Annotated in this window: 14 protein-coding genes; 6 read left to right on the top strand and 8 right to left on the bottom strand. The window is 41.8% G+C overall.

Annotated features, from left to right (window positions below; translation table 11 throughout):
- Positions 1-77: 77 nt before the first annotated feature.
- Positions 78-431, bottom strand: a complete 354-nt coding sequence (locus PAE54_RS11400) for a DsrE/DsrF/TusD sulfur relay family protein (protein WP_326519522.1) — start codon at positions 429-431, stop codon at positions 78-80.
- Between the two features lie 80 nt (positions 432-511).
- The gene (locus PAE54_RS11395; RefSeq protein WP_326519521.1) at positions 512-1810 is read right to left on the bottom strand and encodes an MFS transporter; all 1299 of its coding nucleotides are present in this window, start codon (positions 1808-1810) and stop codon (positions 512-514) included.
- A gap of 189 nt (positions 1811-1999) precedes the next feature.
- Here PAE54_RS11395 and PAE54_RS11390 point away from each other — a divergent pair, with 189 nt between their 5' ends.
- From PAE54_RS11390 to PAE54_RS11380, 3 genes are all read left to right on the top strand, one after another.
- Entirely contained in the window at positions 2000-2641 is a 642-nt protein-coding gene (locus tag PAE54_RS11390) for an ArsR/SmtB family transcription factor (RefSeq protein WP_326519520.1), read from the top strand.
- A 666-nt stretch (positions 2642-3307) separates the two neighbouring features.
- Positions 3308-6928, top strand: coding sequence for an autotransporter outer membrane beta-barrel domain-containing protein (locus PAE54_RS11385; protein WP_326519519.1), 3621 nt, complete (start codon positions 3308-3310; stop codon positions 6926-6928).
- A gap of 75 nt (positions 6929-7003) precedes the next feature.
- Positions 7004-7549, top strand: a complete 546-nt coding sequence (locus PAE54_RS11380; RefSeq protein WP_326519518.1) for an OmpA family protein — start codon at positions 7004-7006, stop codon at positions 7547-7549.
- Between the two features lie 64 nt (positions 7550-7613).
- Here PAE54_RS11380 and hmpA read toward each other — a convergent pair whose 3' ends face one another.
- Positions 7614-8822 carry an NO-inducible flavohemoprotein gene (hmpA, locus tag PAE54_RS11375; RefSeq protein ID WP_326519517.1) on the bottom strand — a complete coding sequence of 403 codons (1209 nt, stop codon included), beginning with the start codon at positions 8820-8822 and terminating at the stop codon, positions 7614-7616.
- A gap of 824 nt (positions 8823-9646) precedes the next feature.
- On the opposite strand from hmpA, the gene PAE54_RS11370 reads away from it, so the two are divergent.
- From PAE54_RS11370 to PAE54_RS11360, 3 genes are all read left to right on the top strand, one after another.
- Entirely contained in the window at positions 9647-10639 is a 993-nt protein-coding gene (locus tag PAE54_RS11370; RefSeq protein ID WP_326519516.1) for a DUF1852 domain-containing protein, read from the top strand.
- Between the two features lie 27 nt (positions 10640-10666).
- On the top strand, positions 10667-11695 hold the full coding sequence (locus PAE54_RS11365; RefSeq protein ID WP_326519515.1) for a methionine synthase: 1029 nt from the start codon (positions 10667-10669) through the stop codon (positions 11693-11695).
- A gap of 107 nt (positions 11696-11802) precedes the next feature.
- Positions 11803-12294 carry a flavin reductase gene (locus PAE54_RS11360; protein ID WP_326519514.1) on the top strand — a complete coding sequence of 164 codons (492 nt, stop codon included), beginning with the start codon at positions 11803-11805 and terminating at the stop codon, positions 12292-12294.
- Between the two features lie 221 nt (positions 12295-12515).
- On the opposite strand, the gene PAE54_RS11355 is transcribed toward PAE54_RS11360, so the two are convergent.
- From PAE54_RS11355 to PAE54_RS11335, 5 genes are all read right to left on the bottom strand, one after another.
- Complete coding sequence (locus PAE54_RS11355) at positions 12516-13130, bottom strand: riboflavin synthase subunit alpha (RefSeq protein WP_326519513.1); 615 nt, start codon at positions 13128-13130, stop codon at positions 12516-12518.
- Positions 13131-13472: 342 nt separating this feature from the next.
- Positions 13473-14828, bottom strand: coding sequence for a sensor histidine kinase (locus tag PAE54_RS11350; RefSeq protein WP_326519512.1), 1356 nt, complete (start codon positions 14826-14828; stop codon positions 13473-13475).
- The gene (locus PAE54_RS11345) at positions 14829-15488 is read right to left on the bottom strand and encodes a response regulator transcription factor (protein ID WP_326519511.1); all 660 of its coding nucleotides are present in this window, start codon (positions 15486-15488) and stop codon (positions 14829-14831) included.
- Positions 15489-15590: 102 nt separating this feature from the next.
- Positions 15591-15941, bottom strand: coding sequence for a NirD/YgiW/YdeI family stress tolerance protein (locus PAE54_RS11340; RefSeq protein ID WP_442784401.1), 351 nt, complete (start codon positions 15939-15941; stop codon positions 15591-15593).
- A 204-nt stretch (positions 15942-16145) separates the two neighbouring features.
- Positions 16146-16322, bottom strand: coding sequence for a rhodanese-like domain-containing protein (locus PAE54_RS11335; RefSeq protein WP_442784402.1), 177 nt, complete (start codon positions 16320-16322; stop codon positions 16146-16148).
- Positions 16323-16412 lie beyond the last annotated feature (90 nt).

Raw genomic sequence — 16412 nt, 5'->3', positions numbered from 1 at the left:
TCAGGGGTATATTTTGGTTTTGTCATCGGGACATTCTCTCAAGAAAGTTGGTCTCCGACAAACCCGGTACGGTTCACTTAAAATACTAGCACCTTATCTGTCCACGCAGTCCATTCTGCTAATTCATTGAGGGTGCTGCGGTGTGCGTCCTGTATCAGTTCAACATCCTGAATACCCCGTGCATCCATACAGGTGCCACATACACCAAGTATGCCTTTATGGCCATGACTGGTACGACTTAACATGACTTCCAGATTATAGAATCCTGCTGGAACTTTCTGGGCTTTTTTTGCAGCAGTGGCTGCATCTCCCATCAAAAATAGACGAACCTGATTATTCTCATTTTTACTTAATGCACCTGTCAGACGCAGACCATTGTAGGTTCGTTCATCGCCATACGCTGCGCCGTTAAAAATAAATAAGTATTTCATTTTTTATTTCTTCCTGTTGGAGTTGTTGAGATTCCAAATACTCATTGACTATATTGCACCGATCCTAAGTTGTCTGTGACTTAGTCCAGATTTGGGTGAGTCTCCTCTCCCCAGAGCATCACCAGGGCTCCGGACAGGAACATCGCAATGGCAACAAACCAAAAGCCTGCCGTGACTGCACCGGTAAAATGTGCCACCAGCCCAAAACCCAGCGCACCGACACCATAGCCTAGGTCACGCCAGAAGCGATAAATGCCAATTGCTGAACCTCGCCAGTTAGGATGGGAAATATCCGCCACGGCGGCCCCTAGATTCGGATAGAGCAGGGCCATACCAAAACCGGTGATTCCGGCACTTAATGACCACCACAGCATTCCCTCATGGATCAACATCATTGCGACGCCCAGACCACAAATCCACATGCCCCAGACAATCGGTTTCATCCGGCCGATATGATCAGACAGTTTTCCGGTCAGTAATTGTGTACCCCCCCAGACAAAGCCATATGTACCGACAATCCAGCCAATGGCATCCAGGCCCAGCCCACGCTGATAGAGAAACACCGGATAAAACACCCAGATCAGGGCATCGACGAATTTTTCGATCATCCCGGCCTGACAGAAAGCTGCCATACGTTTATCTCCCCAACTCATCAGGCGAAACATTTGTGCTGTGGTTGGATGAGTGGGAAAATTTTGCGGCAATTTGGACAGTTGTAAATGCTGGGGCTTAGTCAGGCTCTGATGTGCTTCTGCCTTGGCCCATTCCTGCGTTTCCCGAACAGCAAAGATAGCTAGGATGAGTGCCAACGTGATGACCACTGAACCAAAGATCAGCAAACCCAAACGCGGTCCCCAAGTCAACGCCATGTAACCGGTCAGAATGCCTGCCAAAGCCACCCCGACATATCCGGCAAATTCATTCAACCCCATGGTCAGACCACGCTCATCGGCACGAGTGATGTCTATTTTCGAGGTTTGTGTCATCGACCAGCATAGACCCTGATTGACACCGAGTAAAATAGTGGCCGCGACAATCCAGCCCCAGGAAGAAGCATACAGAATCATAAAGGGAATCGGAATGGCTGCCAGCCAACCCCAAATCAGGACCTTTCTACGTCCGACCCGCTCAGACCAGCGTCCGGCCACAAAATTCAGCGTGCCTTTTACAAAACCGAATGCGACCACAAATGCGGTCAGCATCATGAATGATCCTTTGGCCACACCAAATTCATCTTCAGCCAAAGCAGGAACCACGGTCCGGAACATGCCAATCGTCAGGCCGACCAGAAACACCTGTAACAGCTGATGGCCGACCTGAAGCAGATTTTCACGAATCCCGTAGCGATATTGCGGCCCAGTGTGATTGAATTGCGACATCGGTCTGTACTCCTGAGCTGTAAACTTTATGGGAATAGTCGTGAATTTTGACTGCTTGTCGAGGTGAAATTTCAGATTATTAACTGTTATAATATAAAACATTCTAAATATCTTTGGAATGTTGTTTTTGGCTGTTGGCTTATGTCAAGATAGAAAATCAGAGAAATTGTGTAAAAGGATGATGCAACTATGATGGCTGATGCTCGGGAAATTAAACCGGAACTCTATGCTCAATTAGCTCGGATTGCCAAAGTCCTTGGCAATCCAAAGCGATTAGAATTACTGGACTTGTTGTTACAAGCCAGCAAACCCGTTGAGCTGCTGGCGCAGGAAGCGAATATCAGTGTGAAACTGACCAGCGCACATTTGAAAGAGTTACGTCTGGCTCGTTTAGTCAACGCGGAACGCCGAGGTAAACAGATGATATATCGGCTCGCGAGCGCGGGCATTCCCCAGTTTCTAAATGCCATGCGTAATTTTGCACAAGATCGTTTGTTTGAACTACAGGATGCTTTACAGCATCTTAGTCAACTCGAGGGGGAGCAGTATCGTGAAGACCGCGACACTCTATTGGAAAAGGCCAAAGCAGGGGAAATGATCATTTTGGATGTGCGTCCGGAAAATGAATTTGCGCATGCTCATCTACCTTTTGCAAAGTCTATTCCACTCAATGAGCTGAGAAAACGTTTACATGAGTTACCCGCAGAGATTCCGATTACCGTCTACTGCCGTGGACCGTATTGCATTATGACCGCAGATGCGCTTCAGGTACTGAAGCAGCGAGGTTATGCTGCAACAGCACTGAAAACCAATGTTGCTGAGTGGACATAATGCAATAGTCTATGATTTGAAATATTTAATTAAGTAAATCAATTAGATAGTATCACTTACGTAAGTTGTCAGCAGATTTGTAGAAACTATGTTCCAAGAAAGTCTAAAGACAATTGTTTCATATCATTTTTGGGTTGTTTATTTAAGTAATAAACATAAAAACCAAATCTAAAAGTAACAAAAAGATATTGACTACTTGAAAAACATTAAAAATATATCGGTTTTCTGTTTTTTTATTTTATGTCTTTTTGTTATTGCTTTATTATAACCTTATGATTAGTTTGTGTTTTATGTAATGTAATAAAATGTTTTTATATTGGATTTTTCATATTTTTTCTGTCTACCAAGCAAAATGATATTTTTTAACCATATGTTTTAAAAGGATTAAGAAATAAAAAAACATATATTGTAATAATGTATTTTAATTTATTACATTATATTTAAAACAAATGGATACAAATGATTTCTTTTCTTATCAATGGTTAATAATGCCATTATGCAGTTCAAAAAAACATCTTAATTTATTAGAAGAATAGTTGATAATTTGTGATTTATTTCACATTTATTGAGTCTTTATAAGAATTTTACGAAAAAAGTTTTAAACAATTCCTATTTTAAGTCATAGGAATATCTATTCACCTCAAATTTAATTAAGAGGTTTTTTATATGAATAAAATTTACCGCTGTGTATATAACGAATCATTAGGAGCATGGGTGGCAGTGAGTGAGCTGGCACATGCGCGAGGTAAAAGCAGTCGGGGTCGTTTAGCGAAAACCATTTTGGCTACAGGTGTGGCATTTGCTGGAGCTGTGGCTACTTCTTCTGCCTTTGCAGTGGATGAAACTTTAACCGAACCAGCATATTCTCAAATTATTGTTGATGGCAACAACTCAGTCACAACAACAGCATCGCCCGTCATGGTAGGCCCTGTTAGTAGTGACACTCCTCAGTATATTTCTCCAGATTCAACCATTACTTCATCGAACTCAACAATTATAGTCGCGAATGGAGCACAGTTTAATTATTCATCTTTGGAGGCGACGAATGATTACTCGAAGACAGCCTTTGAATTGCTGGGAGATGGAAGCGGGACATTAACACAGGCCCAGCAAGATTATTTGGACAAGAATGCCACTGATATGGCCAAGACGACCAAAGGGCAACATGGTGAGCTGGAGTTGGCAGCTGTTCCTGCTGGTGTGGTTCAGGTTGTTGATCATGGTACTTTTGGTGTGGTTGGTCAGCTTGCAGCCGATGGTAATACGCTCATTAATCTAGCGGATGGCAGTACTTTGGAAGCTACAGGAACTGCACATGGTATTTATGCTGCCAATCAAACAGGTGATGTTACCGTGACGATTGCTGGCGATATTAATACGCCTGATCGTGATTTTGGTGCGACTTATACCGGTTATGTGAATGGAGATATCAATCAACCTATGCCTATCGCTGTGGTGACGGCTGGCGGTGGTCATGGTGTGTATGTTGATACCATATCAGCAACAGGCATTTATCCTGAAATCCCACAAGCCATTTCAATTACACAGCAGGCTACAAGTGCCATTCATGCGGGTGGTGCGGGCATTAAAGGCGTGGCGGGTGGTTTAGGTACCGTCAGCATTACTCAGAATGCTGGTGCTGTGATTAGTGCAGGTGATGGTGGTATTGCTGCGGAAGGTGAAGCGGGTGATGTTACTGTTGCAATGGCCGGTACGATCAATTCGGGCGGTAATGGTATTCATGCCCATGCTGGTGCAGGCGATGTCACGGTTACTTTGGATTCAACAGCACAGATCATTGCCGGTGAGAGTGGTATTCATGCACATACCAGCAATTATAAAGGTGAAGACGGACTAGCTTCAGGAAATTACAGTGTTGTAACGGTAAATACCGCTGACGGTAGTTCAATTCAAGCTGCCGAGTCAGGTATTCATGCCCATTCGGGTGGTGGTGATGTCATCGTTGACAATGCTGCTGATATTGTGGCAGCAATCGTATCTACAGATGGCGGTATTGAATATGCGGACAGTTCTACAGCCATGGCAGATATTAGTAATGGCGGTCGGGCTATCCATGCTCACTCAGGTGGTGGCACGGTTACTGTGAATTCTTCTGGGGATTTATTGGCTTACGAAGATGGTATTTATGCTCACTCAGGTGGTCATAATGCTGATGGCAGTGAATTCGTCAGCGCGAATAAAGTTGTAGTGAATACGTCTGGAAATATTACCAGTGCGATGGGTAATGGTATTCGTGTGAATACGGCAGGTGATGCTGAAATTACCAACAGTGCAAATATTACAGCGGCCTTTAAAGGTTATGTTCCTATAGAGGGAGCTACTACAGTTAATTATGATACAGGTGAAGGACTGGAACTGGCCGATGCTTATGCCATTCTTGGTGGCGCTGGTAATGAAACCGTTTACCAAAATGGCGGTACGCTCATCGGTGGTATCAATCTAAAAGCGGGCGATGATACCCTGATTGCTAACGGTGGCAAGATGGTTGGCGATATCTGGATGGAAGCAGGCGCAGATACCTTGAGCCTGAAAGCTGGCACTGATGTGAGCGAGCTAAGTTATCTGGATGGTGGTGCTGATTCCGATACCCTGAATATCGGTGTCAATTTAACAGGTTCTTCTGCTGCTGAACCTGCTGAAGCGACTTATCCTAATTTCCCTGTATTGCCAGGTGAAGCAGGAAATACTGCATTGGTGGGATGGGAAACCATCAATGTACAGGATGGGGCCACCTTTAGTTTAAGTGGTGACTTGAATCTGTCTGGTGATTCTGAGCCAGCTCCAACACTGATGATGCCGGCACCAACAACGCCAGGAACATTGACAATCGAAGATGGCAGTACTTTGGTTTTGGCTGAAAGTACGCAAAGTGCCATTATTACTGCAAATGTCAATAATTTTGGCACGATTGATTTACACCAGGGTGATGCTGCTGCGGTTAATACCTTAACTGTGAATGGTAATTATGCTGCGCACTCTGACTTGATTGTAGATGTCAATCTGGCAACAGGTCAGTCTGATCAACTCATTATTAATGGTACTGCAACAGGTACAACCCATGTGACTGCAATTAATGGATTGGGGGATGTGATTGCAACCGATAATATTTCGGGTCAACTACCAACAGTACTTGTGCTAGATCCATCTGGTGGGGGAACGTTTGTAGGTAGCGGTGCAACATCAAATGCGGGTGAAGGGCAATTGATTTTAACGTCTGCAGCAGGTGCACCACAAACTTATGAATGGACGTTGAATACCCTAGATACAAATACGCCGATCTATAAACCAGAAGTATCTGGTTATACCCAAATGCCATATGCCAACTTAATGTTGGGTTATGAAATGCTCGGTACTTTGCATGACCGAGTGGGTGAACAGCAAACCTGGGCATGGGATAAGTGTGGCACTTGCCAAGAAACTCAGAATAATCAGGTTTGGGCACGTATTCGTGGCAACAATACCGAGTTGACTGGTGAAAAGCGTCTAGATATGGAAGCGGATCAATTTGTCGCACAGGTTGGTTATGACTTTGATGTTCGCTATAACCCAGATACTGGCTCACGCCGTCATACGGGTGCCATGATGAGCTATGGCCGTAGTAGCATAGACTTCTTTGACCGTTACCGTGCAGAAAATGGCCTTTTGGCAGCGGATAAATACACGGGTAAAGGCACAACGGATGCAGCTAGCCTAGGCTTATATTCGACTTACTATGATAAAAATGGTAGCTATCTTGATTTAGTGGGGCACGTATCTTATTTGCAAAACGAATATGAAGCTCGTAATGGCGTTAATGTAGATCAGGATGGTTGGGGCGCTGGCATTTCTGCTGAAGTTGGCCGTCCATACAAGTTAGGCAATAGTCACTGGTTGATCGAGCCACAAGCTCAATTGTCTTATCAATATATCAGCCTTGAAGACTTTAATGATGGTCGTGCCCATGTCGATCAGGATGACCAGCATGGCCTACGTGGTCGAGTAGGTGCGCGTCTTGCGTACAACGCTCCAACAGCAGATTACCGTACCAAAACGTTCTATGCGGTAGCGAATGTGCTCAGTGATTTTGTTGAACCTTCAGATGTGAAGGTTGGCCGTGATGTATTGAACGAAGACTATAGCCGTACTTGGGGTGAAGTGGGGCTTGGCTTACAACTTCCAATTGCCAAGTCTGCTTATGTGTATGCTGATGCCCGTTATCAGCAAGAGCTGACTGATGAAGATCGTAACGGTTATACCGGAACGATTGGTCTAAAACACAGCTGGTAATACCTGAAGCCTATTTCTTCTCAGATCTTAGGGTCTGAGGAGAAACATTTAAGCATGAATTAGAAGGAAATGATGATGAAACAAAAACTTAAAATGACATGTTTGGCTTCAGCTTTAGTGACTTTAACAGCCTGTGCCAACCTACAAAATGTCGATAATAAATGGTGTCCACCACCAGAACCGACTCCTATTGCACCAGTGGTGGTTCCACCTGCACCTGCTCAAATGGAACGCATTGAAATTTCAGCGGATGCATTGTTTAAATTTGATCGTTCCGGTGTTGAAGATTTACTTCCTGACGGTCGCCGTCAGCTAGATGATCTAGCGAGCCGCATCAGTAATGGATATGTGAACATTGAACAGATCCGCATCACCGGTCATACAGATCGTATCGGCTCAGAAAGTTATAATCAACGTTTAGGCTTGGCACGTGCAACAACAGTGCGAGACTATTTGATGAGCCGTGGAGTGAATGCTTCGATGGAAATTGCGAGCGCGGGTGAAAGTCAGCCGAAGACAACAGACTGTGTGGGAACGAAGAAAACACCTGCACTCATTGCGTGCTTACAACCGGACCGTCGAGTTGAAGTGGATGTGACGGGTATTAAGAGAACAAACTAAAATCTAATAAAATTTTCGATATTTCAAAAATGGCCTCACGATGAGGCCATTTGAATGCACTAGATTAGTGTTTTACACCACCCGTACCAAAGGCTTCACTGTGAATATTTTCGGCAGGGATACCACGGGCAACGAGTGCTTTATGTTGCTCAGCCATAAATGGCATTGGGCCACAAAGATAGTAATCGGCATTTACTGGAAGTAATGCGCGATCCATATTCATTAAATCTAAACGGCCAGCCGCGTCATAATCTTCCCCTAAAATATCATCTGAATGTGGGAATTCATAAACCGTAAACGTATTTAAACGTGGATATTTTGCTTTCAACGCCTGAATATCTTTTTTCATGGCATGAACTTGCTTGTTACGGCAGGCGTGGATAAAAGTAACAGGCTGTGGCATGTATAACGTAACTAACTGATTCAGCATTGCAATCATTGGGGTTAAGCCGACACCACCACTGATAAATACATTACGCTTATTTGGGTCAAGCAGATAGAAATTACCTGTTGGAGCAGAAACTTCAATTTCTGAACCTTCTGGCAAACCGTGTAAAGTATTGGATACCCACCCAGCAGCCAAATCTCCTTTTTCAGGCTCACGTTTTACAGAGATACGTAGATAATCAGCTTGTGGATTCGTGGATAACGTGTACTGGCGTGGCTGTTTTAAACCTAATTCTTCAACAAATACACGAACTGAAATATATTGACCTGCTTCATAGGTTGGTAAGGCACCACCATCTGAAGGTTGCAGATAAAAAGAGGTGATTTCATCACTTTCCACCACTTTTTTTGCAATTTTGAACTTGCGCCAGCCTAACCAACTGCCTTTAGCTTGCTGATGTTGGTCATAAATGGCCTTTTCAGTACTGATAAATAGATCAGCCAATTGACCATAAGCGGCAGCCCAAGCAGCAATCAATGGGTCTTCCATCGAAATGTTAAGCACTTCGCTAATCGAGTGTAATAAGTTTTCACCTACAATGCTGTAATCAGGTGATTGAATATTCAAGCTGACGTGTTTATGGGCGATGAGTTCAACCACAGGCAATAATACAGATGGATCTTCAATATTTTCAGCATAAGCCAATACCGCGCCTGCCAAGGCTTGTGCCTGAGCTCCGCTACGTTGGTGTCCCATGTTAAATGTTTCTTTTAGATCAGGATTGTTACCTAACATGCGATTATAGAAATAGCCGGTTAGAGCTACACCATTTTCACGAAGTACAGGTACAGTGGCTTTTACTAACTCAATTTGCTGCGGAGTCATCGTTGATCTCACATGGCGGTTACTTATAAGATGTATTTAAAATACATCTTATAAAAATGATTGGCAATCACATTTTATAAAGTTCCCAATTTCTCATGAGAATGTTGAGTTAATTTGTACGTTCTAGTAGGTATAGATTTAATTATTTTGCTATCAGGGGTGGTATGTTTTTACTCATGATGGATTCATATAAGAACAGGATGTTACTGGTGGTAGAGTAAACCCACCTAGCATGTATCAAAGGAAAAGCCCGAGAAAAATCGGGCTTTATTCTTTGTGGAATAGAATTTAACCAATACCTAGAAAATGATCGTAAATGCATCCCGAATAATTTCGTATTTCTCCCAGTGTTGTAAGTTCTCGTCTATAAAAAAGCATAAGGGATAGTTGTCTGGGACGGTGGCAGTCCTAAAAATTGGTATACACCTCGAGTACAGCTACTCATTTAAAATTAATAAGGGTGAATACATTGATATTTTTTAACTTTAAGATGAACTAAATTCATTTTATGTGGGAAATGAAACTTCTCATAAATTTTATAACCTTCCTATCTAGCACTTCAGACTAGCGATTTTAAGTATTCAGGCTTATGCTTGAAGTAAGTTTTAACTCTTTGCTTTATAAAATATATTTTAATTAAAAGCAGAATTATAAAAATATCAATCAACCAAGACGTCATTATTTAAATTGTCCTTTCCCTAATAAATAATGAATTAAATTCAATTTTAGATTATTTTAAATCATTTTTATTCATCTCATTATTTGAGTATAAATTGCCTCATTCAGAAATTTAATTGATCTCAAAAATTAGGGTGGCGATCACTATGAATAAAGAGTTTGTCTGTTCAATTAAGCGTATTCGTTTCGATGAAAACTATCTTCCAGCAGATAGCACACGTCTTACCACGAACTTTGCCAATTTAGCACGAGGCGAAAGCCGTAAACAGAATCTGCGTAACACTTTACGCATGATCAATAACCGTTTTAATGCTTTGGCATATTGGGATAATCCAAAAGCAGATCGTTATTCGGTTGAAGTGGATATCATTTCTGTGGATCTTGATGTTGAAGGTAAGGGTAAAACTTTCCCTGCGATTGAAATGCTGAAAACTACCATTGTGGATCATAAAAGCAATCAGCGTATTGATGGCATGATCGGCAATAGCTTCTCGTCTTATGTACGTGATTATGACTTTAGCGTAGTACTACCCGAATATATCAATAAAAACCCAGCATCGAATAAGCCAGAAAATTTTGGTGATTTGCACGGTAAGTTGTATCAATATCTCGTAAATTCGGAAGCATTCAGAGCAGAGTTTGATAAAAACCCTGTCATTTGTCTGAGTGTTTCAACCACAAAAACCTATTACCGTACTGCGAATCAGCATCCTGTGTTAGGTGTCGAATACAAGCAAGATGAATATTCACGAACCGATGAATACTTCAAGAAGATGGGCTTAAAGGTACGTTATTTCATGCCCACAAATGCCGCTGCACCTTTGGCCTTCTATTTTAGTGGTGACTTACTCGGTGATTACACAGATCTTGAGTTGATTAGTACCATTAGCACCATGGAAACATTTCAAAAGATTTACCGCCCTGAAATTTATAATGCCAATTCTAATGCAGGGCATGTATATCAACCGAGTCTTGAGTACCCGGATTATTCATTGACCCAAATTGTCTATGATCGTGTTGAACGTAGTCAATTGGCAGTGAAACAAGGTAAGTGGACTGAAGAACATTTTATCAAACCCTATCAAGGCATTCTTGAGCAATGGGCAGCAAGTTACAAGCTTGAAGATCAAGCGGCTTAATATCCAGAATACAGAAGATTATTGATTATGAAACGCTTATTACCGACATCAACGGCCGGCAGCTTACCAAAACCTTCTTGGCTTGCGGAACCTGAAAAACTTTGGTCGCCGTGGAAATTACAAGGGCAAGAGCTGATTGATGGCAAACTTGATGCATTATGTTTGGCCTTGCATGAACAGCAACAAGCAGACATTGATATTGTCAGTGATGGTGAACAAACCCGTCAGCATTTTGTGACTACATTTATTGAACATCTTGATGGTGTCGACTTCGATAAACGCGAAATCGTGAAAATCCGTGATCGCTATGATGCCAGCGTACCATCCGTGGTGGGGGAAGTATCCCGTCAAAAACCCGTCTTTGTTGAAGATGCGAGGTTTCTTCGTTCGCTGACCGATCAACCCATTAAATGGGCACTGCCTGGTCCAATGACTATGATTGATACCTTGTATGATGGCCACTATAAAAGTCGTGAAAAATTGGCGTGGGAATTTGCCAAAATTCTCAATCAAGAGGCTTTAGAGCTCGAAGCTGCGGGGGTAAATATCATTCAATTCGATGAGCCAGCATTTAATGTGTTTTTTGATGAGGTGAATGACTGGGGCATTGCAACTTTAGAACGTGCATTAGCAGGCTTGAAGTGTGAAACGGCAGTACATATCTGCTATGGCTATGGTATTAAAGCCAATACGGACTGGAAAAAAACACTTGGTTCAGAATGGCGCCAATATGAAGAAGTCTTTCCTAAATTACAAAAATCTAAGATCGATATCGTTTCTTTAGAATGTCACAATTCCCGTGTGCCAATGGAGCTGATTGAGCTCATTCGGGGTAAAAAAGTCATGGTAGGGGCGATTGATGTCGCAACCGATGTTATTGAAACAGCAGAAGAAGTGGCGGATACTCTGCGCAAAGCCCTGCAATTTGTAGACGCAGACAAGCTCTATCCTTCAAGCAACTGTGGTATGGCGCCGTTATCTCGTCAAGTGGCACGCGGCAAGCTCAATGCTTTAAGTGCAGGCGCAGAGATTATTCGTCGAGAGCTTTCTGCTTAACTCAAAATAGGATATGTGAAGGGGTGTTTTTGATTGGAATATTCCGAATCAAGAAAGCCCTAAGCAATCGCTCACTCAAAGATATAGAGAGATATAGGAATCAAGTGATGGTTGACGCTACAGACTTTAAAAATGCAATGTCTTCATTAAGCAGTGCGGTGAATGTGGTAACTACGATGGGAGCATCTGGTCATCACGGCTTTACAGCATCTGCGGTATGTAGCGTCACAGATACACCACCGACCTTATTGGTGTGTATGAATAAATCCTCACGTTCATATGCTCATTTTGTTGAGAATAAAGTTTTAGCAGTCAATGTATTAGGTGCTCAGCATGAACAACTTTCCCACGCCTTTGCATCGAAAATGAGTTCAGAACAGCGCTTTGAATATGGGGATTGGACTGAATTAGCAACAGGCTGTCCGGTGTTAACGGATGCCTTAGTCAGCTTTGATTGTGAAATTGAACAAATTCAAGAAGTAGGAACACATACGATTTTTATTTGTCCGATTGTAGCTATACAAAAAAATCAACAAGATTCCGCTTTGGTCTACTTTAATCGTGCTTATCATCAGGTTGGAGAAACTGAAATAGCCTAAGTAAATCTAAAAATAAAAAATTTTAAGGGTATAGATTAACTATCAATAAAGTCTTTAGAAAAATAATCGATGTAAGTAGTGGCACAACAATGGTGCCACTGTATTAAACAGGAATGATGACATAAACAGCCAATAAAGCTCTATTCGAAACTACTATTTAGAAGGGGAGCAATAAAACATTAACTGTCAAGAATAACAAAAATATTAATGAATTGAATTACTTAGAGCTGATGTAGATTTTCCAACGTATCTACCAGCGTCCGGGTCATCTGGTCAATTTCATAATTGACCTCATCTCCAGGCTGAATATTCTTCCAGGTCGTCAGACGTAAAGTTTCCGGAATGAGATCAACCGAAATTTCTCCCAAAGCACGATCCACTCGGTTAATCGTCAGACTGCAACCATTCAGGCCAATAAAACCTTTTAGGAAAAAATACTTAATATTACCGGCTGGGATAGTTAAATCTACATGCAGGGTCTCACCACGGCGTTCCAGACTGGCTACCGTCGCAGTACCTTCAATATGTCCATAAAGGTTGTGCCCACCATTTTCAGCACCGACTTTGGCTGAACGCTCAATATTGACTTCATCACCGATCTGTACATCTTTGAGTGTGGTAAGTGCGAGGGTTACGTCTGAGATATCAAAATGTATGTGCTGCTGTGCAGTATCAATGGTAGTGACCGTCAAACAGACCCCATTGATCGCCACACTTGCACCAATGAAAACATCATTAAAGAAACCCTGCTGATCACTAACGACCAAAGTGATAAAACCGTTTCCTTTCTGGATGTCGACGACTTTTTCTAAACCTTGAACGATACCTGTATACATATTTTAACTATCACCAGTTTTTCAATTCAGTCCAATTGTAAGTGGGAATCTTTAATCCAGCTACTGAATCTCATCGTTCCATTCAAAAAGAGACAGAAAAATCCTTTAAGCAGCGCTTTATTATAGAATAAAGATCCAACAATCAATCGCAGTTTATATTTACTCTCATGTTCAACAGGAATTTTATGCACACTAGGTAAGGCTTACTATTTTGAGTGATCAACTGCCTGTAGCCAAAAATATTCTGGTAATCCCTCTAAAAATCAGAGGAACTAAAAGTGGAATTTTCTCTTAGAGTCTGGGCTGGAGATGTTGTGTCAAAACATCCAAATTCACGATTCGTCATATTGTCTCCGGACGATCAAGTAAGTTTGGAAGTTGAAGAGTAACTTTCAGACCACCGAGCTTGGAGGGTTGAAAGCTGATTTTGCCTTTATGTAATTCAATAATTTTTTTACAGATCGATAGTCCCAAACCAGATCCTTGAGTCTGTGTCCCGAGTGCCCGATAAAAACGTTCTCCTAAACGTTGTAATACCTCATCACTGATTCCTGAACCACTATTTTCAATGCTGATTTCGACGGTATCCGCCTGCTGTTCAGCATGGATCAGCACTTGCCCTTGGTGTGTTGCATAACGAATAGCGTTATCGACAAGATTACGTATACAGGTGAAAAAGAGTTGCTCATTTACCTGAACAGATAATGCAGCAGTTATATCGACCTGGATCATCACTAATTTTTGTTGAGAAAAAGGCTGTAAAGCTTGCAGCACATCTTGAAAAACGGCGTCAAGAAATAGCTCAGTTCTAGGCAACTGATCAGCATGGGCGGGGTCCAAACGGGCCAGAAGCAATAAATTCTCCAACACCTGCACGCCACGGCTAACATCCTGCTGAACAGGAATAAAATCCTGTGCCATTTCAGGATACTTACGTTTCAAAACTTGTAAACGCATTTGAATGGCAGATAACGGCGAACGTAATTCATGGGATGCATCTGCGGTGAAGCGCTGCTCGGCAATCAAGGAATCTTTCAGGCGTGTGAGCAATTGATTTAATTGCAATAGGATCGGTTGCAATTCTTTAAAAACGGGCGAAGGTGTCTGAATCGGTGATAAATCCTCGATCCCTTTACAGGAAATATTGTTGGATAGTTGCTGCAAGGTTCTAAAATGACGTCGTATCGCAAAATGTAAAATTAACCACTGTATTAACCACAAGACTAACAGCACCAAACTATAACCGGCGATACTGTTTCCAACGACCTGAAAACGTTCACCCATCGGTTGTACCAGCAGAACGCTCATACCGACTTCTGGACGATTTTCACGATAAGTTCGCCACAATTGGTGCTGCTGCCAGACCAAACCATAAGTAGAGTTAAAACCCAAATTCCATGTGGTTTGCTGGGTATCAAATTCGAAATGCTCGGATTGTGTTATCAACTGGTTGGGTGAACTCAGACGGTATTGGATCTCAAACTCATCACTTAATTCATCTACAGATTGTTCTGTGCCCAACTGTATGCTTTTGATGAGTAACATACCGGCCACTTCATGCATGATTTCATCCTGTGTTTCAGTGGTTTGATACCAGGAAATACCGATGAAAATAAGTAATGCCAAAATCCCAGCCACAATTGAGCTGAGCAGTGAAGTCTTGATTAATTTCGTTTGTAATGAAACAACCGCTGTCATTTAGTTTTGACTCATCCGATAACCCAGTCCACGAATCGTTTTAATATATTGACTGCCTATTTTTTTGCGTAATTGATAAATAAAGACTTCAATGGCATTGCTTTCAATTTCATCCCCCCAAGCATATAACGATTCTTCTAGTTGATCTCGGGTGATGACATGATCTGGCTTTTGCATGAGTTTATATAAAATCTGAAACTCTTTAGACGTTAAGTTGATGACTTCCTTATCTTTCATCAGAGTTTTAGCGTGTGGATCCAATCTTAAATTCGCAAAACTCAGTTGCTGTCCAGTATTGCTTTGCTGACGGCGCAATTGGGTACGGACTCGTGCGGATAGCTCTTCTAGGCTAAAAGGTTTAACCAGATAATCATTCGCACCCAAATCTAGACCTTCGACGCGGTCATTAATACTGTCACGTGCAGTCAGAAAAATGACAGGGGTGGCGAATTCTTTTGTCCTTAAGGCTTTTAAAATCTCATCACCCGTGGTTTTGGGTAAACCACGATCAAGCAATATACAATCATAGCTGTGCTGCTCAATCGCCAACAGCGCATGGTCTCCGCGTTCAACCCAATCTACATTATAACCATCCATTTCAAGCCAGGTTTTAATGCTTTCAGCCTGAGAATGATCATCTTCTGCAAGTAAAATACGCATTCGCTTACTCAGTCATGAGGTCATTTATTTGACTATAGTTGAGCCTCAGAAAAAAGAAATAAAAACCACATAAAAAATATGTGGTTTTTAAAGACTTAATCCTTAGAATTTAATCTGATCTACCTCAATTTCCACCTGCTTACGTGGCTTATGATCAATGTCGACTTCACCATAGATAGTAATTTTATTTTTTGCTGAAAGTGACTGACCCTGCAATTTATCAGTATCAATATCAACCGTGATCAAACCCGTATCATCACGGAATTGATATTTTTCATCACCCATCGCTTTAACTATATAACCCGTCAAACGTACTGGAGTATCATCATTTGCAGTGAATGCCTGTTTGACAGTTGTTATCGTGTTGGCAGGGGAATGGTGTTGATCCGCTAGCGCCATCATCGAGGTCAGGCCTAAACTCATGGCTAAAATCACTTGTTTGCATGCTTGCATCTTTCTCTCCTCAAAACAAAGAATGTATCTTTCCATGCAAAAATTTAATCAAATGTAGATGAGCTGAATCTTAAGATCGCTACTCAATCTGAATAAAATAAATGCACAACAGTTAGACAATAAGAAATGTAGACTTCTAGAGGAAAAGTGATAATCAAACCTCACGAATCAATATGGCTATGTTTATTAAATTCTGTAGAGACGTTAGTTTACATATGAAATAGTGGGTAATCCTGCTGCAATCCAGGCTTGCATTCCTCCTTGAACTGAATAAAGTTTCATAAACCCCATATTTTGCATAGCGAGCGTGGCCAAAGCGGAACGAGCTCCTGTGCCACAAATCAAATAAATATTTTTCTCTGATAATTCCTTTAAAGCCAGTTCAAGGTCACAGTGATCCTAGCCAAAATAATGGACAGTTCATCCCTCTAAAGATAACGTAACGTTAACTTTGGAGATATAAAAATGGCT

This window comes from Acinetobacter minutum (assembly GCF_035916735.1).
In the GTDB taxonomy this organism is placed as follows: domain Bacteria; phylum Pseudomonadota; class Gammaproteobacteria; order Pseudomonadales; family Moraxellaceae; genus Acinetobacter.
Note: the sequence above shows the minus strand (reverse complement) of the source record. Positions and strands in the feature narration are given on the sequence as shown.